We start from the raw sequence: 26,270 nt of genomic DNA on the forward strand, positions 1-26,270 counted from the left end.
CGGCGTGCAAACAACCCCCTCTGTCCTGCTGCACATCTCCCCCTCAAGGGGGGCGCTGCGGAACGCCTACCTTTCCTTTCTTGGCCTTCTTGCCGGCATCCTCTTCCTCCCGTTCGCCGCCGTGGCCGCCGATCTTCCGGCTCTGACAGGTCGCGTCGTCGACAATGCCGGCATCATCGATGCCGGCACACGTGCCGCGCTCACCCAAAAACTCGCCGAGCTCGAAACCAAGGGCTCGGACCAGATCGTCGTCGCCACCATCCCCAGCCTCGGCGGCGAGGAGATCGAGCCCTACGCCAACCGGCTGTTCCGCTTCTGGAAGCTCGGCCAGGCCAAGGAGAATAACGGTGTCCTACTCCTGGTTGCGCCAAACGACCGCAAGATGCGCATCGAGGTCGGGTACGGGCTGGAAGGCACGCTGACCGACCTGCACACCAAGCTGATCATCGAAAACGACATGGTGCCGGCTTTCCGCGCCGGCGATTTCCCGGGCGGCATCTCCAAGGCCGTCGACGACATGATCATGGTGCTGAACGGCAATCCGGAGGAGTTGGAGGCGCGCGGCCAGCGCAATCCCTCCGGCAGCAGCACTCCCATGGATCCGGTCGTCGCGGTGTTCCTGATCCTGTGGGCGACGATGTTCTTGGGTGGCCTGGCAATGGCCTTCCTGCCGCCGATGTTCGGCACAAAGCTGTCGCCAGGCGTGTATCGATGGCTGGGCATGACGTTTCGTTATGGCCAGGGTGCGAGTGGATCATCCGGAACCAGCGGTTGGACGAGGTGGTCGGGCGGCGGCTGGTCCTCGGGCGGTTCCGGCAGTGGCTGGTCGTCGGGGTCAAGCAGTGGCGGCGGGTTTTCCGGTGGCGGTGGCTCGTCCGGCGGTGGCGGTTCTTCAGGAAGCTGGTGAGACAAGATCATGGCAACACGACCGATCAGCCCGCAGGATCATGAGCGCATCGCCGCTGCGATCCGCGCGGCCGAAGCGCAAACCGACGGCGAGATCTACTGCGTCGTGGCGCATGCCAGCGAGGGTTACTTAGCTCCCGCGGCCTTGATGGCGACACTCGGCATGCTGGCCGTCAGCCTGGCGGTCGCCTATGGGCTGGAGGCCTGGTGGCTCACCATCCGCCTGCCGCATTTCGTCATCGCTGAGTTGCTGGCCTTGGCCTGCGTGCTGGCCCTGTTGTGGGCGCTCCCCGGCCTGCGCATCCATATGGTGCCGCGTCGGCTGCGCTATCAGGCTGCGCACGCCAATGCGGTCAAGCAGTTCCTCGCCCGCAACGTCCATCGCACCACGGCGCGCACCGGCGTGCTGATNTGCTGATCTTCGTATCGATCGCCGAGCGCTACGCCGAAGTGGTCGCCGATTCGGGCATCGACGCCAAGGTCGGCCAGCATGTCTGGGACGGCGTGGTGCGCGATCTGACCGCGCATGCCGGCGACGATCGGCTTGCCGACGGTTTCGTCAAGGCGATCGAGCGGGTCGGGGCAGTGCTGGCCGAGCACTTTCCGGTTACTTCGGGCGATACCAACGAGCTCGACGACCATCTGGTCGAAATCTGAAAGCCTACCTAGCAAATGCTACTCAGCCGAACGCCCGACGCGGCTTTCTGGGCTTCCGATGCCACAAACCCTAAAAGTCCGCTGCGCTCCGGGTACTCGAAAGCCACGCCATCCGCCTCGGCTGAGCGCGTTTTCAGGCAGGCTTTGGCCAATGTGGGCAGTGTCATGATCGTCTGTGCGAAAGCGGACCATGGGCCGCGCGGACTCTTGCAATCGGGCGATGCGGGTTTATGGTTAACTAATCATGAATACGCTGACGATCGACATTCGGAAGGCAGACCCGCGCGATGCCGCCGCCATCGCCGAAGTGCACCTCGAGGCTTGGCGCGGCGCGTATAGCGGAATCATTCCGCACCGCACGCTGACATCGATGATCAACCGTCGCGGAAGCGACTGGTGGGCCAACGCCATCCGCCGCGCCGCCACCGTCCTCGTCGTCGAGATCGGCGGCACGATCGCCGGCTATGCGACGATCGGCAAGAACCGCGCCAAGGAGCTCAAGCAGCAGGGCGAGATCTACGAATTGTACCTTCGCCCTGAATATCAGGGCATAGGGCTCGGCAGGCGGCTGTTTTCGGCGGCCAGGGCTCGTCTCGCCGACCATGGACTGAAAGGCATGGTGGTGTGGGCGCTGGAAGACAACCAGAACGCACTTGCCTTCTATGCCGGGGCCGGCGGCCGCGACATCGCCGAAGGGGTCGAGATTTTCGAGCAGAAGGCGCTGAAGAAGGTCGCCTTCGTCTGGGAGTGACCGCCTGGGGGATGATCGCGGAAGGCGTGGTCGCGGGCTCACGCACATCACGACGCTGAAACATCTTGTGCCGATGATTGAACGCGTCGAACGCCATCGCGTCTCGCGGGACGCATGTAAGCACCATTCGCCGCATTGCACCATTTTGCGCCGCCCGCTATCTCCTGCCAATCGAGAGAGGGACAAAAGACATGCGCATCGAAGCCATAGCCATCGGAAAGAATCCGCCTGAGGACGTTAATGTCATCATCGAAGTGCCGATCGGCGGCGAGCCGATCAAGTACGAGATGGACAAGGAGGCCGGCACGCTGTTCGTCGACCGCTTCCTGCACACCTCGATGCGCTATCCCGGCAATTACGGTTTCGTGCCGCACACGCTGTCGGGCGACGGCGACCCGATCGACGTGCTGGTCTGCAACACACGCGCCCTTGTGCCGGGCTGCGTGATCAACGTGCGGCCGATCGGTGTGCTGATCATGGAAGACAATGCCGGCCAGGATGAAAAAATCATCGCGGTGCCGTCGCCGAAGCTGACACTGCGCTACGAGAACGTCACCGAATACACGCAACTGCCCGACATCACGCGCCAGCAGGTGCAGCACTTCTTCGAGCACTACAAGGATCTGGAACCTGGCAAATGGGTCAAGATCGAAGGCTGGCATGATTCCAAATACGCCAAGAAGATGATCATGGACGCGATCGACCGGGCGAAGACGAGCAAGTAGCTCGAGCGGTCAGTTATCGACCCGACCGAAAGCCGGCACGTCGCCAATCACCACGCGCTTGTCCTTGCCGCAGGCGAAGCCTTTTGCCTTCTCGTCGGCGATCTTGCGCGCTTGGTCATTGGCGGCGGGGTTACCGGTGGCCAGCACCAGGCCGACGGTGCAGCCTTCGCGGGCGTCCATCTGGGCGACCTTGGCGACGAGCAGCACCTCGGTCTTCTTGGTCTCGTCCTCGCCATTGCTGATCGAGCGACGGTGGATGGCCGCGAACGGCACGGCTTTGTCGCCATTCGTTTCGACGCGCCACTCGACCTTGGCTCCGGACGAATTGAAGGCGGAAAAACTTTCCCAGGCGGACGTCATGTCGCCGCCGGGCGGAAAACCATAGAACAGCGATTCGCGGGCGTCGTCATATCCGACCAGTACGGGATAGCCTCGATAGCCGGAGCAGGCGAGGTCGGCCCAGTCGCCGTCGCCCTGCTCGGCCCGCGCATAGGTCACGCAGTCCTTCTTCCAGTCGAGGTCGGTGTAGGTGCTGGATATGTCGCCGGCCTGTGCCGCCTGGCAAAGGCGGGCGAAGGTGAGCGGGATCAACAGGCTGCGCATGGCGGAGATCTCTCTTGGAGGTCGCCCCAGCGTATCGCCAATCGCTATTTCTTCAAGCTGGCTTCGATCAGCAAGTCGGCGTTGCGGGCAACCGACTGCGCGGGTCCGCCGAGGCCGAACAGCTGGCCGCTGATATAGGCGCCTTCGATAAGCAGCAGCAACCCGTCGCCCAGCGTGTCAGGGTCTTGCGCGCCCATCGCAGCCGCCATGGCGCGCAGGCGGCGGCGCAATTCCTGCTTGTTGGCCTCGCTGACGACGCGAGCCGGATGACTGTGGTCGGGATATTCGACCGCCGCATTGGTCATTCCGCAGCCGCGATAGTCCGCCACTTGCGTTCGCTTGCCGATGCGGGTCAGAAAAGCCTTGATCTGAGCGCGCGGGTCACCGGGATTGGCGGCGACGGCCTCGTCGAAACGCTCCCAATATTCAAGATCGTATTGCCTGAGGTAGGAGGCAGCCAGCTCGTCCTTGGAGGGAAAGCTGCGATAGAGGCTGGGCTTGGTGACGCCGGCACGTTTGACGATTTCGTCGACGCCGATCGCCCGGATACCGCGCCGGTAGAACAGGTCATAGGCCACGTCGAGGATCTTCTTGGCGGCCTTGGGTGGCGCCGACGCATGACCGTCGCTGATGGTCGGTTCAATATTTTTGTCGCTTGGCATGATGGGACTCGATTGACAATGTTACCGGTCGGTACGTATACATGCTCCCACCTTGCAACGTACCGGTCAGTAACATGATAGCTCAATCCCGTCCCTTTGGCCAGCGCTACGCTTTCGTCGTGGTGGGCGTCATCTTCCTCTGCTTGCTGATCGCGGCCGGCCTGCGCTCGGCGCCTTCGGTCATGATGCTGCCGCTCGAAAACAGTTTCGGCTGGCGGCGCGACGTCATTTCGCTCGCCGCGGGCGTCGGCATCCTGCTCTATGGGCTGACCGGTCCGTTCGCCGCGGCGCTCATGGAACGCATCGGGCTGCGCCGCACGCTGCTGGCGTCACTGGTGGTGATGTCGGCCTCGACCACGCTCAGCCTGCTGATGACCAAGCCGTGGCATCTGTTCATCACCTGGGGCGTTTTTTCCGGCATCGGATCCGGCGCTGTCGCCAGCGTCCTTGGTGCCACCATCGTCAACCGCTGGTTCAAGACCAATCGCGGTCTTGTCATGGGGTTGATGTCGGCCTCCAGCGCCACCGGCATGCTGATTTTCCTGCCGCTGATCGCCTCGCTTGCCCAGACAGGCGGCTGGCAGCCTGTCGTTATCGCTGTCGCGATCGCCACCGCGGCATTGATCCCTCTGGTCTGGTTGCTGGTGCCGGAGCGCCCGTCCTCGATCGGCATGGTGCGTTATGGCGCCGAGGCGGATGATGTGCCGCCGACTTCGCCCGCGTCACAGGGCAATTTCTTGGCGCATACGCTCAACACGCTGCGCCGCGCCGCCGGGACGCGGGTTTTCTGGTACCTGTTCGCCACCTTCTTCGTCTGCGGCTTCACCACCAACGGGCTGGTCGGCACGCATCTGATCGCCTTCTGCGGCGACATGGGCATCGGCGAGGTGCAGGCGGCCGGCCTGTTGTCGATGATGGGTATTTTCGACCTGATCGGCACGACGCTGTCCGGCTGGCTCACCGACCGTTACGATCCGCGCAAACTGCTCGGCGTCTACTATGCCATCCGTGGCCTGTCGCTGATCTATTTGCCCTATTCCGGCTTCTCGGCAACCAGCCTGATCATCTTCGCCGTGCTCTATGGTCTCGACTGGATCGCCACCGTGCCGCCGACTTTAAGGCTCGCCAACGAAGCCTTCGGCGACCGCAGCGGGCCGATCGTGTTCGGCTGGATCGTGGCAGGCCATCAGGTGGGTGCCGCCACCGCCGCCGCCTTCGGCGGCACGATGCGCGAACTGCAAGGCAATTACGAACTGGCGTTCCTGATCGCCGGCATGACGGCGATCGCGGCGGCCTGTATTTCGCTCCTGATCAACACCAGCCGGCCGGCCTTCGATCCGGAACCGCAGCCGGCTTGAGGCGCGTCCATGTTCAGGTAAGGCCGGCCTGCAAACAGCGGCTTCCTGCGCTTCCAGTTCTACTGCGTTGCAGTAGAACTGTGCTCACGTACAAAATGTACGCTCCGCTCCGGTTCTCGAATCCACCATTTTCGGCTCGGCCTGACCTGAACCTCAACACATCTCAGCGTGTAAGGACAGGCGCGAACGATCAATCGGGGTAGCAGACCATTGGAATGTTGGGCCAAACCGCGCTATCGCAGTTTGCGCTGGCCTGTCTCTGCTTGAAGGCGGCACTGACCGGGCCGGTCACCACCGGGTCGACGCCGTCGGGCGCGTCGGCAAAGGCCTGCTGCGCGGAAGGCGAGTTATCCGGCAAGACGTGCCGCGTTTCCTTCAGCGTCGCGGCCGACTGCGCGGCGTTGGCCGCCAGCAGCATCGCAAAGGCGGCGGAAGCGATAAGCGGCCAAAATCGGTTGAGTCTATCGGTCATGACGTTCGAACTGTCCGGGCCCTGAAAAGGTTCCCGCCTTGGTTAACAAAATCATTTCACACGCAGATGCTTAAGATTTGATGAGTATTTGGTGTCGCGCGTCCCCTTTCGCAACTGCGAAAAACCCTGTATGAGCCGCGCAACCGAAAGAGGCAGCGCCTTTGGCCTGCTGCCTGCAACGCTTCCGAGACCAGAATCATGAACCTCCGTAATATCGCGATCATCGCGCACGTCGACCATGGAAAGACCACCCTGGTCGACCAGCTTTTGAGACAGTCCGGCTCCTTCCGCGACAACCAGCGCGTCGCCGAGCGTGCCATGGATTCCAACGATCTCGAAAAGGAGCGCGGCATCACCATCCTGGCCAAGGCGACCTCGGTCGACTGGAAGGACACGCGCATCAATATCGTCGACACGCCCGGTCACGCCGATTTCGGCGGTGAGGTCGAGCGCATCCTGTCGATGGTGGATTCGGCAATCGTGCTGGTCGATGCCGCCGAAGGCCCGATGCCGCAGACCAAGTTCGTCGTCGGCAAGGCGCTGAAGGTGGGCTTGAGGCCGATCGTCGTCATCAACAAGATCGACCGGCCGGACGCGCGCCATGTCGAGGTGGTCAACGAGGTGTTCGACCTGTTCGCCGCGCTCGACGCCACCGACGAGCAGCTCGACTTCCCGATCCTCTATGGTTCGGGCCGCGATGGCTGGGTGTCGGAAAATCCGGAAGGCCCGAAGGACCAGCAGCTTGCGCCGCTGTTCGACCTCGTCATCAAGCATGTGCCGGCGCCGACTGTTCATCCCGGCCCGTTCCGCATGATCGGCACCATCCTGGAAGCAAACCCGTTCCTCGGCCGCATTATCACCGGCCGCATCGAGAGCGGCACGCTGAAGTCCAACCAGGCGGTCAAGGTGCTGCACAATGACGGCACCCAGATCGAGACAGGCCGCATCTCCAAGATCCTTGCCTTCCGTGGCCTCGAGCGCCAGCCGATCGAAGAAGCGCAGGCGGGTGACATCGTCGCCATTGCCGGCCTGTCGAAAGGCACCGTCGCCGACACGTTCTGCGACCTGGCGGTGACCGAGGCGCTGCATGCACAGCCGATCGATCCGCCGACCGTGACCATGTCCTTCCTCGTCAACGACAGCCCGTTGGCCGGCACCGAAGGCGACAAGGTCACCAGCCGCGTCATCCGTGACCGTCTGCTGCGCGAGGCCGAAGGCAATGTCGCGCTGAAAATCGAAGAATCGCCCGACAAGGATTCGTTCTTCGTTTCCGGCCGCGGCGAATTGCAGCTCGCCGTCCTGATCGAGACCATGCGCCGCGAAGGTTTCGAGATCGCCGTCTCGCGTCCGCGCGTCGTCATGCAGAAGGGCGAGAACGGCGAATTGCTGGAGCCGGTCGAGGAAGTCGTCATCGACGTCGACGAGGAGCATGCCGGCGTCGTCGTGCAGAAGATGTCGGAGCGCAAGGCCGAAATGGTCGAGCTGCGTCCCTCGGGCGGCAATCGCCAGCGCATCGTGTTCCACGCGCCGACGCGCGGCCTGATCGGCTACCAGTCGGAACTGTTGACCGATACGCGCGGCACCGCCGTGATGAACCGGCTGTTCCATGCCTACGAGCCCTATAAGGGCGAGTTGCCTGGTCGCACGAACGGCGTGCTGATCTCCAACGAACAGGGCGAGTCGGTGGCTTACGCCATGTGGAACCTCGAAGACCGCGGCCCGATGGTCATCGATCCCGGCGTCAAGGTCTATCAGGGCATGATCATCGGCATCCACAGCCGGGACAACGATCTCGAAGTGAACGTGCTGAAGGGCAAGAAGCTGACCAACATCCGCGCCGCCGGCAAGGACGAGGCGGTCAAGCTCACCCCGCCGATCCGCATGACGCTGGAGCGCGCGCTGGCCTGGATTCAGGACGACGAACTGGTCGAAGTGACGCCGAAGACCATTCGCCTGCGCAAACTCTATCTCGACCCGAACGAGCGCAAGCGTTTCGAGAAGTCGTCGAAGGCGGTCGGCGCGGCGTAAGGTTTGCTTTTCCGAGTTTGAGAGGGTGGAGCACTTGTGCTCCGCCTTCTTTCGTTCATCCACCAGCGGCCGAGATGATGGTCCGCCGGTCGGGCTCGCTGGCGAGATCGATGCGGATTGTCACTCCCTCTCGGACCGGTTTGCGCAGGGCCTTTGCTCCATCCGGCTCGATGGTCAGCAGCCTCCGCTCATCCAACGCCTGAAGCCGCGACCGCGAGATGCCCAGTTCGTTGGCAAGCAGCCGGTCGAGCCTCAACGATACCGGTACTTCCAGACCGAGCCGAAGTTCCAGCGCCGTCGCGCCTTGCTTAATCCCGCCGATCACCCGCTTGCGCACGACGGCGTCAGGAAACTCTTCGACGCGTCCCACCTGGTTGCGCAGGGCGACGATGTCGAAGGCATGGCTCCGGACCAGTGCCGGATCATTGCTTTCGAGCGCCGCCAGCAGTGCCGGCGCGATATCGCGCCGGTTGCAGCGCTCGAGAATGCCGAAATTCCAGGAATTGTCGCAGTCGACGCAGCGGTAGATCAGCCACACGTCGATGCGCTTGCCGTTGGCGTTGACGCGGAATTTCTCGCTGCAGCGATAGGCTTTCACGAAGCCGCAGCGATTGCAGTTGATCAGGGGGCGTGGTGCGATTTCAGGCGCGATCGTCCAGTGGATGCGCAGGGCCGAAGACATGCCGGTAAGTCCTTCCCGTTGGGAAGTTCATCCGGTCGGCGCTATCGAGATGCCCATGTGGGCGCGGCGTGGCGGGTGGCTGCGGAGATTGTGATGTCAGGTGTCGCTAGCGGAAAGCCGAGCGACAGCGGTTCAGCAATGCCAAACCGGTCTCGAACCGCCGCCCAGAGGAACACATGAAAATTGCAAACGGGCACCGCTGATGCGGCGCCATGCAGGTGTGTCGGGGGAGTTGACGAGACCGGTGGTTACTGGGGCAAAGTGAAGCTCGAAATTGTTTCGCGGCGGCCCTTCTAGCGGCGTGACGCTGGGGCTGCAAGGGGCTCGCCAAGCCATGCTGTAGAGACGGCGGCCATGGTCCATATTGTCTTGCCTTTGCCAGAGACCCAGCTGTTGGGTTATTGTGATTGATGGAGCCCTGACGCAGAGACCCTCGCCATGCACCTCGCCTCGCTGCTGATCTTCGCCGCCGCCTTGTTCGTGGCCGCCGGTTCGCCTGGCCCATCGATCGCGGCGCTTGTCGCGCGCGTTATCTCGAAGGGGTTTCGCGATGTGTTTCCGTTCCTGCTTGCCATGTGGATCGGCGAAGGCATCTGGCTGTCGCTGGCGGTGTTTGGGCTGGCCGTGGTGGCACAGACCTTCCATCTCGCTTTCGTCGTCGTAAAATGGGTCGGCGTTCTCTACCTGGCCTATCTTGCCTGGAAGATGTGGACGGCGCCGGTCGACGCCAAGGACGGCGAGATGCCGCGTGAGGATTCGGCCGGCAAGCTTTTCTTCGCCGGCATGGCCGTCACGCTCGGCAATCCCAAGATCATGATGTTTTACCTGGCGCTGTTGCCGACCATCATCGACCTCGCTTCGGTTAGTCTCGTCGGCTGGGTCGAACTGACGGCGACCATGGCGGTGGTGCTGATCGCCATCGATCTCGCCTGGGTGCTCGCCGCCTCGCAGGCGCGCAAGCTCCTCAGGAGCAACCGCGCCATGAAGATCGCCAACCGCGTCAGCGCCACGACGATGGCCGGTGCGGCGGCGGCCATCGCGGCGCGGTAAGGCTATCTGGGCAAAACGCCGGCCGCGGGCATGGCGGCGGCCGTCGGTGCCGGCGGTCCGCCGGAATAGAATTTCGAGGCCGGGTTCTCCTGCATGAAATCGTAGGCGACCATGCCGAGCGGCCGCTTTTGCCGTTCCGATGCCTCCTGATGCCAGGGGATCACCTGGCGCAGCGCCTCGAGCGCCGCGGTTGGCGCCTCACCGAATTTCCGCTGCGGATTCTGCGCTTTGCGGATTTCCATCCAATAGCTCGCCGTCAACAGGTCCTGCGCCAAGAGATGGAAGGATATGTCGACCGCCTCGCGGGCGCGTTGCGTCTATGATGCGGGTCTGCCCTTCCAGGTCCTCGACGGTGGCGACGATCGCCTGGCCATTCGGCGTCACCGGCGTGCCGAGGTCGGCCAGTTCCTGCCAGAGATCGGTCGGCAGATAGCCATCGAAGGTCGGGATGTCCTTGCGCTCGTCGGGCTTCAGCACATCGGCCGGCTTGACCACGGTGAAGAAGGGGTTGCGGAAGCGCTCGATGCGCTGCGCCACCGCGACACCGAGATTGGTGAGCGAGATGGTGAAAGCCTCGACCTGATTGGCCATGGGATAAGGATCCCAGTTGGCGTTGGAGAAGATATAGCCGGACTTGCCGCCACTCAGCGGCCCGCCCTTGATATAATATTTCATGAATTGCGGCGTGCTCAGCTCAGGCGAGCTCTGCGGCGTCAGGCCCGGCAGCACGGCCGGATTGTGATCCGACGAATTGATGGAGAGCAGCACGGATTGACGCAGATCCGCCCAGGCCTGCCAGGCGGAGCCCTGGCGCTGACTGGAGGCACGCATGCTTTCCGGATCCTGGATGATGCGGGCCTGGTCCTGATCGAAGAGATAGCTGCCCTTGATCATGTCCATGACCCGCGCGGCATCCCATGTCAGCCATGGGTAAGGCCGCATGGATTGCACGGGTGCGGAAATCGGCGTCACGCTGGAATTCATGCCGTTCAGCCCCATGGCGTAGCTGAGGTCGGTCCACTCCAGCAGTTTTCGCGCGTCCTCCAGCAAAAGCACCGCCTGTGCCTGTGCGTAGGCATTGGTGCTGATCAGCGCGGCCTGGTCGGCGGCGAAAGGTTCGAGAGGCTTCAGACCGGCCTGGGAAAGGGCCTGTGTGGCCGGCATGCGGACGCCATCGAGATAGGCTTCGCCTTCGCCGACCATGGTCGCACCGATATTGCCGAGCGTCGCGAGGTCGCCTTCGCCTAACGTGCCGCGCGATTGCACGACCGGCGTCACCCGCTTGTTCAGCATGTCGACCAGCAGGTGCGTCAGCTGCGGGCTGGCAGCCTCGTAGGACATGGTGTTGGCGCGGATCGCCATGATGGCGCGCACCAGCGCTTCTTCCTGCAGCTCCGGCCCGTAGCCTCTGTTGACGCCACCCTTGAAGCGGGCGAGCTGCTGATCCTTGAGCAGTTTGCTGTTTTCGGGCGTCGTCGGATCGCCCGAGAAGATCACCGTCTCGCGCTGGTCGCCGGCGCCACGGTTGAACCAGTAGATGGTGATACCCTCGGCGGCACCTTCGAGCAGCAGGCCATAAGCGTCCGTCGAACGTTGCAGCGCCTCGGGGCTGAGCTCGACCTTGGCGCCATTGCGGGCGATGTCGATGACCTGTTCGACGGTCAGGTCGTGGCCGGTCAAGGTTACTGTCTTGGCCGCCGCTGTCTCGAAAATGGGCTGGTAGACAGATGACGCCTCGAAGGCGTGAGCGGGTGGAGCGGCGAGCGCCAGCGTCATGCTCAGGGCGCGGAGAAAAATCCCGGGTTTGGCAATTGCATCAAGCATAGGGGATCCCATTCACGAAGCGTTGGCCTCGGGCATCAAGTTTCACCCCTTGGAAATTTTGTTTCCGGAAAACTAGCTGGCGGCATTCGCCTGTCAACGCTTGATGCGAAGTAGGACCGATGGTGGAACGCGCGTGGCCCTATCGCGCCATGGCGTGGTATTCGTCGTTCGGCCGCATATCGATCGCGGACGCGACACGGTTCGACATGTTGAAGAAGGCCGCGGTCGAGGCGATATCCCAGATGTCGCGATCGCTGAAGCCGGCTTGGCGCAGGGCAGCGCGGTCGGCCTCGACGATCCTGGCCGGCTCCTCGGTAAGCTTGACGGCGAATTCGAGCATTGCCGTTTGCTTCGGCGAAAGATCGGCGGCGCGGAAATTCATCACCATCATCTCACCAAGCAGGGGATCGCCCGAGAGCTGGCGCACCGCCGCGCCATGCGCGGTGAGGCAATAGTAGCAATGGTTGACCGAGGAGACGGCGACCGCGATCATCTCGCGTTCCAGTTTCGACAGGCCGGACTCGCCCAGCATCAAGTCATTGTACATGTCGGTGAAGGCCCGCAGCTTCTTGTCGTCGAAGGCATAGGCCTTGAGCACGTTGGGGACGAGGCCGAGCTTTTCCTCGCATTTGGCGAAATAGGCTTTTGTCGGCTCGCTCAGCTCTCCGGCGGCCAGGTCTAGCGCGGTGATTTTGCCGGTCATCGTGTCATTTCTCCTCGTCATGCGAAGCCTTGCCGCCGAATTCCGAGAATTCTTGGCAAGCCGTCAAACCTTTGTCGCCAAACAGCGGTCATCTGCTACCATAGTCGCAAAAGCATGCGACGGGAGGGAAGAAGCGTCATGGCCAGCGTGAAGTCCGCAGCTAAGTCGAAGAAGAAGGCACCTGCGGCTAAGGCCGACGACAGGCCGGCCAGGCTCGCCGATTACCTGCTCGCCCGGGCGCCGGCGGAAGACATCGCCGCCTATGACGTGGCCGACCTCGAGCGTGCCGCCGATCTGGCCGGTCAGGCGGTCGCCGCCCACAATAAGGGTGAGTGCGTCGTCGCCGTCGAAGCCGATTCGGGCGTGGTTCGCGAAGGCCGCCCGGTGACCGTCATCACGGTCGTCAACGACAACATGCCCTTCCTGTTCGATTCCATTCTCGGCGAGGTTACAGAAACCGCCGGTGAACCGACCTTGGTCACCCATCCGGTGGTCACGGTTCGCCACGGCAAGACGGGCGTCGAGGAAATCCTCGGCGATGGCAATTTCGCCAGGGATGACGGCAGCCACGACCGGCTGAGCGTGATCCATGTGCATATTCCCCGGCTGACGCCCGAACAAGCAAATGGCTTGACCGAGCGGCTGCGCAAGATGCTCGGCCAGGTGCATGCCGCCGTCAACGACTGGCGACCGATGCTGGCCCGCCTCGATCAGGCCATCTCCGAATTCCGCTATTCGGCGGTGCCGCTCGACAAGAAGAGCGTCGCCGAGGCTATCGCCTTCCTGGAGTGGCTGCGCGACGATAATTTCACCTTCCTCGGCATGCGTGAATTCAAGTACACCGGCGGCGAGGAAAGCGGCAATCTGGAGCGCGCCGAAAAACCGGGCCTCGGCATTCTGACCGACCCGGACGTGCTGGTGCTGAGGCGCGGCACCGAGGCCGTGACGACGACGCCTGAAATCCGCGCCTTCCTGCACGGACCGGAGCCGCTGATCGTCACCAAGGCCAATGCCAAGTCGCTGGTGCACCGGCGCATCTATCTCGATTACATTGGCGTCAAGACCTACAGCGCCAAGGGTGCGTTGGCGGGCGAACTGCGCATCGTCGGACTGTTCACCTCGACCGCATACACACGCTCGGTGATGAAGATCCCGTATCTCAGGTCCAAGGCCGAAACCATCATCGCCAAGTCGGGGTTCGACCGCCACGACCACTCCGGCAAGGCGCTGATCAACGTGCTGGAAAGCTATCCGCGCGACGAGCTGTTCCAGGTGCCGGTGCCGATCCTGCGCAAGCATGCCGCTGCCATTCTCGGCCTGGTCGAGCGGCCGCGCGTGCGGGCGCTGGTGCGCGCCGACCAGTTCGACCGCTTCGTCTCGATCCTGGTCTTCGTGCCTCGCGACCGCTACGACAGCGTCGTGCGCGAGAAGATCGGCGCCTATCTGAAAACCGCGTTCGAGGGCCGGCTGTCGGCCTATTACCCGGCTTTCCCGGAAGGCGGGCTGGCGCGCGTGCACTTCATCATCGGCCGCTCCGGCGGCAAGACGCCGAAGGTCGAGCAGGCGACGATAGAGGCGGCGATCCGCGACATCGTGCGCACCTGGGAAGATGCGCTTGCCGATGCGGCCGAAGCCAGCGGCAGCGACCCGGCGTTGAAAGCCATCGCCGCGCGGCTGCCAGAGAGCTACCGGGATACGTTCAGCGCTGGCGTTGCGCTGGCCGATGCCGGACGCATCGCCAAGATCAGCGCCGGCAATCCGATCGCCATCGATTACTACCGGCATGCCGAGCAGAAGCCCCACCAGGCGGCGCTGAAGATCTATCACCATGGCAGCCCCGTGGCACTGTCGCGGCGCGTTCCTGTGCTGGAGAACATAGGCTTCCGCGTCATCAGCGAGCGGACTTTCGAAGTCGGCGACGACCAGTCGGGCCTGGTCTTCATCCACGACATGGAACTGGAGAACAGCTACGGCAAGCCGATCGACCTCGCCGACGGCGGCGCGCTGTTCGAGGACGCTTTCCTGTCGGTGTGGCGCGGCGACGTCGACAATGACGGCTATAACGGCCTTGCCCAGACCGCCGGCCTGTGGTCGGGCGAGATCACCATCCTGCGTGCCTATGGCCGTTACCTGCAGCAGGTCGGCATCCCGCAGAGCCAGGATTTCATCGCCGCCGCACTCAACCGCTATCCCGAGATCGCGCGCGGCCTGCACGCGCTGTTCATCGCCCGGCTCGGTCCCACGGCCGAAACCGAAGGCGTGGTGGCGGCAAAGCACCTCAAGGCAAAGATCAGGGATGCGCTGGAGGATGTGCCCAACATTGACGACGACACCATCATCCGCCGCTACCTCAACTTGATCGAAGCCTCGCTGCGCACCAATCATTTCGTTGCCGATACGAAAGAAAAAGGCCAATCGCTGGCGATCAAGCTCGAGTCGCAGGCGGTCGAGGGATTGCCAGCGCCGCGGCCATGGCGGGAAATTTTCGTCTACGGCTCGGAGGTCGAAGGCCTGCACCTGCGCTTCGGCCCGGTGGCGCGTGGCGGCTTGCGCTGGTCCGACCGCGCCCAGGACTATCGCACCGAGGTGCTCGGCCTGGTCAAGGCACAACAGGTCAAGAACGCCGTCATCGTACCGGTCGGCGCCAAGGGCGGCTTCTATCCCAAGAAACTGCCGATGAGCGCCGGACGTGACGCGATCTTCGAGGCCGGCACATCGGCTTACAAGAACTTCGTTTCCAGCCTGCTGTCGATCACGGACAATATCGGCCTCGACGGCGTCATTCCGCCGGCGGGTGTCGTGCGCCGCGACCAGGACGATCCTTATTTCGTCGTCGCCGCCGACAAGGGCACGGCAACCTTCTCCGACACCGCCAACGCCATCTCCGAAAAGCACGGCTTCTGGCTCGACGACGCCTTCGCAAGCGGCGGTTCGGCCGGCTACGACCATAAGAAGATGGGGATCACCGCCAAGGGAGCCTGGGAAGCGGTCAAGCGGCATTTCCGCGAGATCAACCGCGACATCCAGACCTCGCCCTTCTCTGTCGTGGGCGTCGGCGACATGTCGGGCGACGTGTTCGGCAACGGCATGCTGTTGTCGCCGAAAACGCGGCTGATCGCCGCTTTCGACCATCGCGACATCTTCATCGATCCCGATCCCGATATGGCGGCCTCGATGGCAGAGCGCGAGCGCATGTTCGCGTTGCCGCGTTCGAGCTGGCAGGACTATGACAAGACCAAGCTGTCGGACGGCGGCGTGATCGTTTCGCGTAGCCAGAAATCGATCACCTTGCCGGCTGCCGCGGCGGCGGCGATAGGACTCGCCAAGACGACCGCTACACCCGTCGAGATCATGACCGCCATCCTCAAGGCGCCGGTCGACCTCTTGTGGTTCGGCGGCATCGGCACGTATCTTAGGGCATCGACCGAGACCAATGCCGAGGTCGGCGACCGCGCCAACGATGCCATCCGCATCACGGCGCTGGATGTGCGCGCCAAGGTGATCGGCGAGGGCGCCAATCTGGGCGTGACGCAGCGGGCGCGCATCGAGTTCGGCATGAATGGCGGCCGCTGCAATTCCGACGCGATCGACAATTCGGGCGGCGTCAACTGCTCCGACGTCGAGGTCAACATCAAGATCGCGCTGGCGTCGGCGATGCGCAAGGGATCGCTGACGCGGCCGGCGCGCAACAAGCTGCTAGCCGAGATGACCGAAGAGGTCGGCTCCCTGGTGCTGTCCAACAACTACCAGCAGACGCTGGCGCTTTCGATCGCCCGCAAACGCGGCCTCGCCGACATCGCGCATCAGAGCCGCTTCATGACGGCGCTGGAGGCGCGCGGCCTGCTCGATCGTGTCGTGGAAACACTGCCGTCGCCGGCAGCCCTTGCCGAGCGCGAGGCGCGCGGTGAGCCGTTGACCCGGGCCGAGCTCGGCGTGCTGCTCGCCTATGCCAAGATCGTGCTGTTTTCCGACATCGTCGCCAGCGACGTGCCTGACGATGCGCATTTCGACCGCGACCTGATGGGTTATTTCCCTGACCGGATGGCGAAGAAATACGCTTCCGAGATCCACGGCCATCGGCTGCGCCGCGAGATCATCGCCCGCGTCGTCGCCAACGACCTGGTCAATCGCGGCGGGCCGTCCTTCGTCAACCGGCTGCAGGAAGCGACGGGGCGCACCGCAGCCGATGTGGTGCGCACCTTCGCCGTGGTGCGCGATGGCTTTGCGCTGCCCGCGCTCTATCGCGAGATCGACGCGATCGACAACCAAGTCGACGGCCAGGTGCAACTCGATCTCTATCAGATGCTGAGCCGGCTTATCTATATGAGCAGCGGCTGGTATCTGAAGAACGATGCCGGCACGGCACCGCTCGGCCAGCGCATCGCCGAACTGCAGGATGCGCGCAAGGCGCTGGAGCCCAAGCTTGTTTCGCTGCTGCCGGCTTTTTCGCGCGAGCGGATCGAGGAGAAGCGGCACGGGCTGTTCAAGGCGGGCGCCCCGGAAAAGCTGGCCGAGCAGTTGGCGCTGAGCGAGGTGGCGGAATTGATCCCCGACATCGCGCTGACGGCGCGCACGGCCGGCGCCGACATCGTCGCCGCGGGCAAGGCGTTCTTCGCCGTCAGCGATGCCTTCCGCATCCCGCGCGTCGAGGATGCGGCGCGCTCGATCACGCCATCGGACTATTATGACCAGCTCGCTCTGTCCCGCGCCACCGACACGATCGGCGCGGCGCGGCGCGGCATCGCTATCGCCGCGCTTACCGGCCATAGTAAGGCGGCCGATCCGGTGGCGGCCTGGCTGGAAGCGGGTGGCGAGCGGGTGGCGCGCATCCGCGAACGGCTGCAGGCGTTGACGGAGGGCGGCGACATCACCGTGTCGCGGCTGTCGGTTGCGTCGGGGCTGATGAGCGATCTGACGGGGATGTGAGCCAGCGGTTGTCCGTTTGCATGATCATTCGAAACATGCAGACATGGCGCCCGAAATGGGCGGAGCGGACGCCGAGGGAATCACTATGGCGGTAGAGACAGTGCAGCGGGCATCCGGGCGCGGCATCTGGGGGTGGATGTTCTTCGACTGGGCGGCGCAGCCGTTCTTCACGGTCGTCACCACCTTCATCTTCGGCCCCTATTTCGTTTCGCGCATGGCGGACGATCCGACCACGGGCCAAGCCGTCTGGGGTTATGGCATCGCCGCGGCTGGGCTGGTCATCGCGGTGCTGTCGCCGATCCTCGGTTCGATCGCCGACCAGACAGGGCCGCGCAAGCCATGGATCGCGTTTTTCGCGGCGATCAAGGTCACCAGTCTTAGCTTGCTCTGGTTCGCCGCGCCGGGTTCCAACCTGTTCCTGATCGTGGCGCTGTTCTCGCTTGCGTCGGTGGCAGCGGAGTTCTCCACAGTCTTCAACGATTCCATGATGCCGCGGCTAGTGCCGAAGAGCGAGATAGGCCGCGTCTCCAACGTGGCCTGGGGCCTCGGTTATCTCGGCGGCATGATCGCACTGATCTTTGTCGTCACGTGCCTGGCCGGCTCGCCGGAGGCCGGCAAGACTATCATCGGCATCACCCCGCTGTTCGGGCTTGATCCGCAGCTGGGCGAGGATGCTCGCGCCACAGGGCCGCTGTCCGCCGGCTGGTATTTCCTGTTCATCCTGCCGATGTTTTTTTTTACGCCCGACGCCATTAAGGGCATCCCGATCGGGCCGGCGGTGCGCGAAGGCCTGTCGGAACTGAAGTCGACGCTGGCCGAGGTGCGCAAGCGTGGCGGCATCTTCCGCTTTCTCGTCGCCCGCATGATTTACCAGGATGGCGTCAATGCCTTGCTGGCGCTGGGCGGCACCTTCGCGGCGGGCATGTTCCACTGGTCGATCACCGAGATCGGGATGTTCGGCATCATACTAAATGTCGTCGCCATCTTCGGCTGCTGGGTCGCCGCCCGTCTGGACACCGCGCTGGGCTCCAAGGCGGTGGTGATGATTTCGCTGGTCATGCTGTCCATCGCCACCATCGGCGTGGTCTCCACCGGGCCTGGATTCACGCTGCTCGGCCTGATCCAGCTTTCGACCGCCGACTCAGGCGGCCTGTTCGGTACGGCGGCCGAAAAGGCCTACATCATGTACGGCCTGCTGATTGGCCTGGCCTTCGGGCCGGTGCAGGCCTCGTCGCGCTCCTACATGGCGCGCAGCGTGACCGCAGCCGAATCCGGCCGCTATTTCGGCATCTACGCGCTGGCCGGTCGGGCAACCAGTTTCCTGGCTCCGTTCATGGTGGCGACGATTACCGCAACCAGCGGCTCGGCCCGGCTTGGCATGGCGGCGATTATTTTGTTCCTGGCCATCGGCATGGCGATCCTGGTTCGCACACCGTATCCGGCGGATCGGCCGGAGTAGACCCTTCGATAATTCACCCTACTGGCCGCCCTGCCGCGATTTTCCACGCTTCCGGTGCTCACGGATACCAATGTCCGCTCCGCTCGGTTCTCGAAAACCGCACCAGTCGACTCAGCGGAGCGAATTCGTGGAGCATCTCAACGCCGAGCGGCAGGTTAGACTAGTGCCGGAAATGCCGCACGCCTGTGAACACCATGGCGACGCCGTGTTCGTCGGCGGCGGCGATGACGTCGTCGTCGCGCATTGAACCGCCCGGCTGGATCACGGCGGTGGCACCGGCTTCGATGGCCGACAGCAGGCCGTCGGCGAAGGGGAAGAAGGCGTCCGAAGCGACCACCGAGCCCTTGGTCAACGGCTCCGCCATGCCTGCGGTCTCCGCCGCGTCGATCGCCTTGCGCGCGGCGATGCGCGAGGAATCGACCCGACTCATCTGGCCGGCGCCGATGCCGACCGTGGCGCCGTCCTTGGCGTAGACGATGGCGTTCGACTTGACGTGCTTGGCGACGCGGAAGGCGAATTTGAGATCGGCCATTTCAGCCGGCGTCGGCGCGCGCTTCGTCACCACTTTCAGGTTGAGGTCGTCGACCACGGCATTGTCGCGGCCCTGGACGAGCAGGCCGCCCGAAACCGACTTGACCGTCGTGCCGGCCGTTCGCGGGTCCGGCAGGCCGCCGGTGACGAGCAGGCGCAAATTCTTCTTGGCAGCTATGATTGCCGCAGCCTCGTCGGTGGCGTCGGGCGCGATGATCACCTCGGTGAAGGTTTTCACGATTTCCTCGGCTGCCTCGGCGTCAAGGGTGCGGTTCAAGGCGACGATGCCGCCGAACGCCGAGACCGGATCGCAGGCGACCGCCTTGGCGTAGGCCGCTTTCAGCGATGTGCCTTCGGCCACGCCGCACGGGTTGGCGTGCTTGATGATGGCGACGGCGGCCGAGCGGTTCGGATCGAATTCGCCGGCCAGTTCGAAGGCGGCGTCGGTGTCGTTGATGTTGTTGTAGGATAGCTGCTTGCCCTGCAGCTGCCGCGCCGTGGCGACGCCTGGCCGTTTGTCGCCATTGACGTAGAAGCCGGCGCCCTGGTGCGGGTTCTCGCCGTAGCGCATCACCTCGGCCAGCCTGCCGCCGAAAGCGCGCCAGGTTGGATGCCCGATCTCCAGCGCCTCGGCGAACCAGCCCGAGATCGCCGCATCGTAGGTGGCGGTGCGGGCGAAGGCCTTGGCCGCCAGCTTCTTGCGGAAATCCAGCGACAGAGAGCCAATGTTCATCTCCAGCGCGTTGAGCACCGCGGCGTAGTCGCCGGGATCGGTGACGATGGCGACATAGGCGTGGTTCTTGGCCGAGGCGCGGATCATCGCCGGGCCGCCAATGTCGATGTTCTCGACGATCGACGCGTAGTCGGCGCCGGAGCGGCGGACTTCCTCGAACGGGTAAAGATTGGAGACGACGAGATCGATCGGCTCGATGCCGTATTTGCGCATCGCCAATGCGTGCTCGGGGTCGTCTCGCACGCCAAGCAGCGCGCCATGCACGGACGGGTGCAGCGTCTTGACGCGGCCATCCATGATCTCGGGGAAGCCGGTGAGCTCGGAGACGTCGCGCACCGCCATGCCGGCCTCGGTGATCGCTTTTGCCGTGCCACCGGTGGAGACCAGCTCGACGCCGGCCGCGGCCAGTGCCCTGGCAAAGTCGATCAAGCCCGTCTTGTCAAAGACGGAGAGCAGCGCACGGCGGACCGGAACGAGGTCGGGGGCGGGAATGTTCTTGGCAGGAACGGCCATGGCTGGCGGCCTTTCATGTCTGGAGGAGCGTGCCCGCGCCGTAGCACATGAGGCTCGGAAATCAAGCGTTGGCTTATTTTGCGGCGTGCCATTGCCGCCGCAAGCTCAATTGTTCTCGGGATAACCGGCGATCTTTGTCCGGGTCAGCTGCCAGTGGACTTCGGCAACTTCGGACGCCTTGAAGGCGAGCACGATCTGGCGGCTGCGGCGCGGACCGCCAAGACCGGCGAAATAGATCGATTCCTCAACTTCGGGCGCCACTTCGCTAGAGGTGAACACCCACGTATCGGCCTGATCGCCGGTCAGGACCAGCCGCTCCTGCTCGTCCTGCAGCAGATTGATGTCGGGGTGGACGTGGAAGCGCACGGTGATGAAATCGCGGCCATTGTTGCGGATCGCAGTGCTGCCGGGCCGCTGGAACCGGTCCCGGCCCGCCAGCACATTGCCGTCCGAGGAGAGTTTCAGCTCGCGCTCATGCAGGAAGCCGAAACGCTGGAGATAGCCGTCATGACGGGCGATGAAGCCGTGGACGCCCTTCTGGTCGATGCGCTTGCACTGCACTTGCTGCGGGCCGCCGATCAACGGTGAACCCAACTGGTCGTTTACCCGCAGCGCGTGGGTGAAACGCGCCGAAGACGTGTCGTTGATGGTAGCTGTCGAATGCGCGGCGGTGGCGCGGGCCAGCGGCCGGAACTCGGCGGCGCCGTAGGTGTCGATGCCGGCATTGACGATGTAGTGCTGGCGGCCCGACGACAGTTCGAAGGCGAGGCAGCCGGCATGCGCTGCATTGGACACGTCGACCGGTGGCGGCAGGCCGGTATCGGCGATGACGGTGGTGCCGCCCATCGCCAGCCGCTCATAGCCCGAATGCGGCGCATGCAGCAGCGGCGCGCCGGCGGTGTCGTCATGGCGCAGGATGGTGGCGATGCGGTCATGGATTGTGGCGCCCATGCCATTGAAGCGGGCGAGGCTGCCGTCCTGGTGGCGGAAGAAGCGCAGTGCCGGCAGCATGCGGTCGATGGCGCCGATCAGCGCCTGCGGCGGCGGTTCGGCCTGGTTGGCATAGGTCTGGCGCAGCGGCAGGAGGTCGGCGAGGATTTCCAGCACCGCCATCGGGTTGCGCGAGATGTGGCCGCCGTCGGCAAGGATCTGGCGATTGAGTTCCCCGGCGAGGTTGCGGGTGGCGCCGCGCAGCGCCGAGGCCGGCGCCGGCAGGGACAGCGCCGCGAAGGCCAGCGCGATGCGGGCGCGCAGCCGGTCCTTGCCGTCGGGCATTTCGCGCGCCATCGACCTGAGATAGCGGATCTGCATGGCCAGCGATTTCAGGAAAGCGCGGTAGAAGGGGAACTCGGCACCCTGCAGCACAATGGAGGAGTGCTGCAGCCAGGCAATGATGCGTTTGGCCGTCGTGCCTGGCTCCCAGGCAACGCCCGAAATATGATTGCCATGCATGGCGATCCAGTCCGAAACCAGGGCACGGGCATTGGCGGCGGCAAGCTCGGTGCCGGCGGCGCGCATATGGCGCAGCCAGCGGAAGCCATGCAGCGTTTTCTGCCAACCGTGGTTGGGGACATTGATCTGGAAAGGGGATTTGCCGCCGGTCTCGACCAGGTGGCCCGACAGAGGATAACGGCCGTAGTAGATCTCGAGCGCGATCTGCGGATCGGCCAGGCGCAGGTCCGGCGGTGCGATCAGGACACGTTCGGGCGTGCGGCCCGAATAGCGCCAGCGATAGACCGGCCCGGCGCGCAGGCGCCGGCGCGTCTTGCGCCAGAACTCCTTCGCGACCAGCGTCCACAGACGCGTCGTGTTGCCGGCAGCAAGTGCCAAAACCCCTCCTGGTCGTCCTCTATCCCGAGCACAAGCTTATATGATTCAAGAACTTATGCGAAGGCGGATTTCGCCTCGGTAAGGCGCCTAACGGGGCCGCGGCCGGGTCGCCCCTAAAAAAGTCACGTCTTTTCCGGGCCATACAGCCGGTTGCCCTGCAACTTATGTCTTCTTGGCGAGGCGGCCAAACGCGCTGGGCCAGCCGTTTTCGCGCTCCCGAAAGAGCCGCGGCGCGGAAGGCATCGCCGATCCCGACCCTCGTCGCAACCGTTTCGATCGAATCGATACCGCCAGCAATTGCCCGGCGAACAGGATGCAGGGCTGAAAGGCGTGAGCAAATAGAGGTCGGTTTCCTATCCATGGGAGCGGTCCGAATGATAAGGTATTCTCCGGCCAAGGTCGAAACGATCCAGGTGATGAGATGTCGGTATCAACGGATGAGCAGGCATTTCCGGACATCCCGCCGGTTGCCCTCACAGCCGACGGCAAGCGGCTGTCGACAATGCCGAACAGGCTCGGATACCTTTCCGCGACCGACCCGTCCGTCGGCATTGAAGCCATCCGGTATCTTTATACGACCCAAGGCTATGTGTGGCTGAAGGGCCTTTTGCCCCGCAGGGAAGTGATTGATTTTCGTGGCTGGGTGCTTTCCCATCTCGCCGAGAGCGGACTTTTGGAACCCGGGACGGATCCCTCGCTCGGCATCGCTTCGGGTCGTGCCGTCGACCGTCAGTTGGCCGAGCGCCGGCTGATGTCGGTGGTTCGGTCAACCGGTTATGAGGGCTTTTGCGCGCAGCCGCGCCTAGCGCGCTTGATGGACGCTTTCGTGGGCGGCCTATCCTATCTGCACAAACGCAAGATCATGCGCTTCACCTTGCCCGGAACGGCCATAGCGACGCCCGCGCACTACGATCTCGTCTATCTGCGCGGAGGCACCAACCGGGTGGTGACGACCTGGATACCGATCGGCGACACGACCGTCGACATGGGCGGCCTGGTCTACCTGGAGGGATCACATGCCGTCGGCGCCGCCCTGGAGAGACAGTTCAACAAGGACAATTCCGCTCTCAGTCCGCAGGAGCGCATCAGTGCCTACAATCGCAACATGAGTGAGGGCGGCTGGGTGTCGAAGGACCTGCCCGATATGGCGGAGCGGTTCGACACGCGCTGGCTGATGGCGGATTTCGAAGCGGGCGACATCGTCCTTCACTCGCCCTACATGATCCATGCCTCCACGACCAACCAAAGCCTCGATGGGCTGATCCGGCTGTCGACGGATATCCGCTACCAGAATGTCGACGACGAAATCGATGCCCGCTGGGGCAATCATTGGAGCCTTGATGACATGCTTTAGTCTAGAGCGTTCAGCGTTCGATGGGATCACCGCCTGCTCTAACTCTTTGTTATCGCACAATTCCGGACGGAAAACCGTCACACACTTTTCCTGGGATTGCTTTAGCCGACGCGTCGCATGCGGGCTGCGTAGAAGCCGTCGAGGCCGGAAATCGCGGGTGCGCCCAGCACCATGTCGGCGGGCGTGGTGCGCAGCGCTCCATCAGATGTGAGGAACTGGTCGAGACAGGCAAATTCACCCGGCCGGATCGGATCGGTGGTCACCCCCGGATTGTCGACCAGGAAGGCGCGGCAGAGTTCCTCGCCTTCCCGCGGATCGAGCGAACAATTGGAAAAGACGATCCGGCCGCCGGGCCTGACCAGCATAACGGCGCGGGCTAGCAGCCTGCGTTGCAGGTCGGCGAGTTTTTCGACGTCCGCCGCCGTCTTGGTCCACGGCACGTCGGGATGTCGCCGCACGGTGCCGGTCGAGGAACATGGCGCGTCGAGAAGCACGCCGTCGAACAACTCCGCCGGCTCGTATTTGAGCAGGTCGGCCTGGACGATTTCGGCGGAGAGGCCGAGGCGCGCAAGGTTCCGCGTCAACCGCGCCAGCCGGTTCTTCGAAGTGTCGAGGGCGGTGACCTTGGCACCGGCGAGAATGAGCTGCGCGGTCTTGCCACCGGGCGCGGCGCAGAGATCGGCGACGCGCAATCCGCTGACATCGCCGAACAGTCTTGCCGGCAAGCTGGCCGCCGCGTCCTGGACCCACCATGCACCCTCCGCGAAGCCCGGCAATTCGGTGACGGCGCCGGCAAGCTTCTCCACCCGAACCGTGCCCGTCGGCAGGACAATGCCGCCAAGCTTTTCGGCCCAGAGTTCGGGATCGGCCTTGACCGAGAAATCAACCGGCGCCTCGTGGCGGTGGGCAGCCAGGATCTGCCGGGCCTTCTCGGCGCCGTAGGCGGCCTTCAACCGGTCGGAAAACCATTTCGGCGCTTCGTCGGCGGCGGCAAGCGCGGCCGGAAGCTCGGATTCCTTGGCCCGCGCGAGCGTGCGCAGCACACCGTTGACCAGGCCGGAAAAGCGCTGCGTACGCGGATCGGACTTGGCGTGCGTCACCGCGAGGTCGACGGCCGCGCTGTCGGGAATATCGAGGAACAGGATCTGCGCCGCCGCTACATGCAGAATATGCGACAAGGCGGTCGCGTTGGGCGGCAGCGGCTTTTCCAGGCGCCGCGCCAGGAGCCCCGCTATGGTCATGCGGTAGCGCAGCGCGGTGACCAGTATGGCGCGTACCAGGCCACGGTCGCGCAGGTCGAGCGCCTTATATTGCGGATGGCCGTTCTCGTGATCGGTTAGACCGTCGAGCGGCGTGCGAGCGTCGATGACGGCGGCCAGCATCCGTGCCGCCGCCTTGCGCGCGGCGAGGCCGGCAACGAATTCGCCGCCCGCATTGTGATCCTGATCGCCTGGTCGAGGTGCCGCCCTGCCCGCGACGCTCACGACCACCGGCCCTTGGGCCCGGTCGGATTGCGACCCCACGGATTGGCTTTTGGGCTGGCCGGCTCGGTCGCCGGTTCTGGCGCGGTTGGCTTGCCCCACGGTCCGGTCATCTCCGGCTCGTCGGCCTGCGCTGACATCGGCGCTTGGCGCTGCGCGGCTGGCGGAGCGCCTTCGCCCATATGCTGTGCCATCGCCTGCAGCGCGGCGATACGGTTGTCGGTGCTCGGATGGGTGGAGAACAGACTGTCCATGCGCTCGCCATGCAGGGGGTTGATGATGAAGAGGTGCGCCATAGCCGGATTGCGCTCGGCATCGGGATTGGGAATGCGTTCGGCCCCGCGGGCGATCTTGTCAAGCGCGGAGGCCAGCCACAGCGGGTGTCCACAGATTTCGGCGCCGCGCCGGTCGGCCTCGTACTCGCGAGTACGGCTGACCGCCATCTGCACGATCATGGCGGCGAAGGGCGCCACGATCATCGCCGCCAGCACGCCGACAAAGCCGAACGGATTGTTGTTTTCGCGGCTGCCGCCGAGGAAAAAGGCGAAATTGCCGAGCATCGAGATGGCGCCGGCAAAGGTGGCGACGATGGTCATGGTCAGCGTGTCGCGGTGCTGGACGTGGGCAAGCTCATGCGCCATCACGGCGGAGACCTCCTCATGGGTCAGGCGCTGCAGCAGGCCGGTGGAGGCGGCGACCGCCGCGTTCCGCGGATTGCGGCCGGTGGCAAAGGCATTCGGTTGCGCATTGTCGATCAGATAGGTTCTGGGCATCGGCAAGCCGGCCTGCTTGGCCAGCGCCTGGACGATGGCGTAATATTCCGGCGCGTTGTTCTCGTCGACCTCGACGGCGCGATTCATCGACAGCACCATCTTGTCGGCATTCCAGTAGCTGAACAAATTGGTGCCGGCAGCGACCAGCAGGGCGATCATCATGCCGGCCGAACCGCCGATCAAAAAGCCGACGCCCATGAACAGCGCCGTCATGGCGGCGAGAAGCATGGCGGTGCGAATGGTGTTCAT

At 64.0% G+C, this 26,270-nt stretch carries 20 protein-coding genes and 1 pseudogene; 10 read left to right on the forward strand and 11 right to left on the reverse strand.

What is annotated here, in order from left to right:
• Nucleotides 1–97: 97 nt before the first annotated feature.
• From X739_RS150680 to ppa, 4 genes and pseudogenes are all read left to right on the forward strand, one after another.
• Complete coding sequence (locus X739_RS150680; protein WP_023794809.1) at nucleotides 98–907, forward strand: YgcG family protein; 810 nt, start codon at nucleotides 98–100, stop codon at nucleotides 905–907.
• Between the two features lie 9 nt (nucleotides 908–916).
• Nucleotides 917–1,563, forward strand: a pseudogene (locus X739_RS01000000166135) (TPM domain-containing protein).
• 244 nt (nucleotides 1,564–1,807) lie between these two features.
• A complete protein-coding gene (locus X739_RS150675) occupies nucleotides 1,808–2,314 on the forward strand; it encodes a GNAT family N-acetyltransferase (RefSeq protein WP_023794810.1) in 507 nt (168 codons plus the stop codon).
• Nucleotides 2,315–2,505: 191 nt separating this feature from the next.
• On the forward strand, nucleotides 2,506–3,039 hold the full coding sequence (ppa, locus tag X739_RS150670) for an inorganic diphosphatase (RefSeq protein ID WP_023794811.1): 534 nt from the start codon (nucleotides 2,506–2,508) through the stop codon (nucleotides 3,037–3,039).
• Nucleotides 3,040–3,048: 9 nt separating this feature from the next.
• Here the strand turns inward: ppa and X739_RS150665 are convergent, their stop codons facing one another.
• Nucleotides 3,049–3,642, reverse strand: coding sequence for a hypothetical protein (locus X739_RS150665; RefSeq protein WP_023794812.1), 594 nt, complete (start codon nucleotides 3,640–3,642; stop codon nucleotides 3,049–3,051).
• A gap of 44 nt (nucleotides 3,643–3,686) precedes the next feature.
• Nucleotides 3,687–4,304, reverse strand: a complete 618-nt coding sequence (locus X739_RS150660; RefSeq protein WP_023771795.1) for a TetR/AcrR family transcriptional regulator — start codon at nucleotides 4,302–4,304, stop codon at nucleotides 3,687–3,689.
• Between the two features lie 74 nt (nucleotides 4,305–4,378).
• Here X739_RS150660 and X739_RS150655 point away from each other — a divergent pair, with 74 nt between their 5' ends.
• Complete coding sequence (locus tag X739_RS150655) at nucleotides 4,379–5,662, forward strand: MFS transporter (protein WP_031241337.1); 1,284 nt, start codon at nucleotides 4,379–4,381, stop codon at nucleotides 5,660–5,662.
• 190 nt (nucleotides 5,663–5,852) lie between these two features.
• On the opposite strand, the gene X739_RS0134415 is transcribed toward X739_RS150655, so the two are convergent.
• The gene (locus X739_RS0134415) at nucleotides 5,853–6,134 is read right to left on the reverse strand and encodes a hypothetical protein (protein WP_031247846.1); all 282 of its coding nucleotides are present in this window, start codon (nucleotides 6,132–6,134) and stop codon (nucleotides 5,853–5,855) included.
• A gap of 198 nt (nucleotides 6,135–6,332) precedes the next feature.
• On the opposite strand from X739_RS0134415, the gene typA reads away from it, so the two are divergent.
• The gene (gene typA / locus X739_RS150650; RefSeq protein WP_023771793.1) at nucleotides 6,333–8,162 is read left to right on the forward strand and encodes a translational GTPase TypA; all 1,830 of its coding nucleotides are present in this window, start codon (nucleotides 6,333–6,335) and stop codon (nucleotides 8,160–8,162) included.
• A gap of 55 nt (nucleotides 8,163–8,217) precedes the next feature.
• Here typA and X739_RS150645 read toward each other — a convergent pair whose 3' ends face one another.
• Nucleotides 8,218–8,844, reverse strand: a complete 627-nt coding sequence (locus X739_RS150645) for a DUF1062 domain-containing protein (RefSeq protein ID WP_023794813.1) — start codon at nucleotides 8,842–8,844, stop codon at nucleotides 8,218–8,220.
• A 438-nt stretch (nucleotides 8,845–9,282) separates the two neighbouring features.
• Here X739_RS150645 and X739_RS150640 point away from each other — a divergent pair, with 438 nt between their 5' ends.
• Nucleotides 9,283–9,894, forward strand: a complete 612-nt coding sequence (locus X739_RS150640; RefSeq protein WP_023794814.1) for a LysE family translocator — start codon at nucleotides 9,283–9,285, stop codon at nucleotides 9,892–9,894.
• 2 nt (nucleotides 9,895–9,896) lie between these two features.
• Here X739_RS150640 and X739_RS1000000170545 read toward each other — a convergent pair whose 3' ends face one another.
• The 3 genes from X739_RS1000000170545 to X739_RS150635 all read right to left on the reverse strand — a co-directional run bounded on the left by X739_RS1000000170545 (nucleotide 9,897) and on the right by X739_RS150635 (nucleotide 12,421).
• Nucleotides 9,897–10,136, reverse strand: a complete 240-nt coding sequence (locus X739_RS1000000170545; protein WP_023794815.1) for a hypothetical protein — start codon at nucleotides 10,134–10,136, stop codon at nucleotides 9,897–9,899.
• Entirely contained in the window at nucleotides 10,093–11,718 is a 1,626-nt protein-coding gene (locus X739_RS14260) for an aromatic amino acid ammonia-lyase (protein WP_023794816.1), read from the reverse strand. The genes X739_RS1000000170545 and X739_RS14260 overlap by 44 nt, the downstream gene beginning before the upstream one ends.
• Nucleotides 11,719–11,857: 139 nt before the next feature.
• Nucleotides 11,858–12,421, reverse strand: coding sequence for a peroxidase-related enzyme (locus tag X739_RS150635; RefSeq protein WP_023784205.1), 564 nt, complete (start codon nucleotides 12,419–12,421; stop codon nucleotides 11,858–11,860).
• 138 nt (nucleotides 12,422–12,559) lie between these two features.
• On the opposite strand from X739_RS150635, the gene X739_RS150630 reads away from it, so the two are divergent.
• A complete protein-coding gene (locus X739_RS150630) occupies nucleotides 12,560–17,347 on the forward strand; it encodes an NAD-glutamate dehydrogenase (protein WP_023794817.1) in 4,788 nt (1,595 codons plus the stop codon).
• Between the two features lie 85 nt (nucleotides 17,348–17,432).
• Nucleotides 17,433–18,806 carry an MFS transporter gene (locus X739_RS150625; RefSeq protein ID WP_023794818.1) on the forward strand — a complete coding sequence of 458 codons (1,374 nt, stop codon included), beginning with the start codon at nucleotides 17,433–17,435 and terminating at the stop codon, nucleotides 18,804–18,806.
• Nucleotides 18,807–18,966: 160 nt separating this feature from the next.
• Here X739_RS150625 and purH read toward each other — a convergent pair whose 3' ends face one another.
• Together purH and X739_RS150615 are read right to left on the reverse strand one after the other, a co-directional pair.
• On the reverse strand, nucleotides 18,967–20,583 hold the full coding sequence (gene purH, locus X739_RS150620; RefSeq protein WP_023794819.1) for a bifunctional phosphoribosylaminoimidazolecarboxamide formyltransferase/IMP cyclohydrolase: 1,617 nt from the start codon (nucleotides 20,581–20,583) through the stop codon (nucleotides 18,967–18,969).
• Between the two features lie 105 nt (nucleotides 20,584–20,688).
• A complete protein-coding gene (locus X739_RS150615) occupies nucleotides 20,689–22,413 on the reverse strand; it encodes a heparinase II/III family protein (protein ID WP_023794820.1) in 1,725 nt (574 codons plus the stop codon).
• Nucleotides 22,414–22,834: 421 nt separating this feature from the next.
• Here X739_RS150615 and X739_RS150610 point away from each other — a divergent pair, with 421 nt between their 5' ends.
• Nucleotides 22,835–23,767 (forward strand): phytanoyl-CoA dioxygenase family protein, encoded by a 933-nt coding sequence (locus tag X739_RS150610; RefSeq protein ID WP_023794821.1) that lies wholly within the window; start codon nucleotides 22,835–22,837, stop codon nucleotides 23,765–23,767.
• Nucleotides 23,768–23,868: 101 nt separating this feature from the next.
• On the opposite strand, the gene X739_RS150605 is transcribed toward X739_RS150610, so the two are convergent.
• A complete protein-coding gene (locus X739_RS150605; protein ID WP_023794822.1) occupies nucleotides 23,869–25,251 on the reverse strand; it encodes an RsmB/NOP family class I SAM-dependent RNA methyltransferase in 1,383 nt (460 codons plus the stop codon).
• Nucleotides 25,248–26,270: a zinc metalloprotease HtpX gene (htpX, locus tag X739_RS150600; RefSeq protein WP_023794823.1), complete on the reverse strand. Its 1,023-nt coding sequence runs from the start codon at nucleotides 26,268–26,270 to the stop codon at nucleotides 25,248–25,250. The genes X739_RS150605 and htpX overlap by 4 nt, the downstream gene beginning before the upstream one ends.

The sequence above is a fragment of the Mesorhizobium sp. LNHC209A00 genome, from assembly GCF_000502915.1.
In the GTDB taxonomy this organism is placed as follows: Bacteria; Pseudomonadota; Alphaproteobacteria; order Rhizobiales; family Rhizobiaceae; genus Mesorhizobium.

Bases quoted from the DNA above. Each gene is read 5' to 3' on its own strand.
- X739_RS150655 (WP_031241337.1), top strand. From the start codon at position 4,379: ATGATAGCTCAATCCCGTCCCTTTGGCCAGCGCTACGCTTTCGTCGTG.
- purH (WP_023794819.1), bottom strand. From the start codon at position 20,583: ATGGCCGTTCCTGCCAAGAACATTCCCGCCCCCGACCTCGTTCCGGTC.
- X739_RS150635 (WP_023784205.1), bottom strand. From the start codon at position 12,421: ATGACCGGCAAAATCACCGCGCTAGACCTGGCCGCCGGAGAGCTGAGC.
- X739_RS150625 (WP_023794818.1), top strand. From the start codon at position 17,433: ATGGCGGTAGAGACAGTGCAGCGGGCATCCGGGCGCGGCATCTGGGGG.
- X739_RS150630 (WP_023794817.1), top strand. From the start codon at position 12,560: ATGGCCAGCGTGAAGTCCGCAGCTAAGTCGAAGAAGAAGGCACCTGCG.
- X739_RS150640 (WP_023794814.1), top strand. From the start codon at position 9,283: ATGCACCTCGCCTCGCTGCTGATCTTCGCCGCCGCCTTGTTCGTGGCC.
- X739_RS150610 (WP_023794821.1), top strand. From the start codon at position 22,835: ATGTCGGTATCAACGGATGAGCAGGCATTTCCGGACATCCCGCCGGTT.
- typA (WP_023771793.1), top strand. From the start codon at position 6,333: ATGAACCTCCGTAATATCGCGATCATCGCGCACGTCGACCATGGAAAG.
- X739_RS14260 (WP_023794816.1), bottom strand. From the start codon at position 11,718: ATGCTTGATGCAATTGCCAAACCCGGGATTTTTCTCCGCGCCCTGAGC.
- htpX (WP_023794823.1), bottom strand. From the start codon at position 26,270: ATGAACACCATTCGCACCGCCATGCTTCTCGCCGCCATGACGGCGCTG.
- X739_RS150675 (WP_023794810.1), top strand. From the start codon at position 1,808: ATGAATACGCTGACGATCGACATTCGGAAGGCAGACCCGCGCGATGCC.
- X739_RS150645 (WP_023794813.1), bottom strand. From the start codon at position 8,844: ATGTCTTCGGCCCTGCGCATCCACTGGACGATCGCGCCTGAAATCGCA.
- ppa (WP_023794811.1), top strand. From the start codon at position 2,506: ATGCGCATCGAAGCCATAGCCATCGGAAAGAATCCGCCTGAGGACGTT.
- X739_RS0134415 (WP_031247846.1), bottom strand. From the start codon at position 6,134: ATGACCGATAGACTCAACCGATTTTGGCCGCTTATCGCTTCCGCCGCC.
- X739_RS150665 (WP_023794812.1), bottom strand. From the start codon at position 3,642: ATGCGCAGCCTGTTGATCCCGCTCACCTTCGCCCGCCTTTGCCAGGCG.
- X739_RS1000000170545 (WP_023794815.1), bottom strand. From the start codon at position 10,136: ATGGAAATCCGCAAAGCGCAGAATCCGCAGCGGAAATTCGGTGAGGCG.
- X739_RS150660 (WP_023771795.1), bottom strand. From the start codon at position 4,304: ATGCCAAGCGACAAAAATATTGAACCGACCATCAGCGACGGTCATGCG.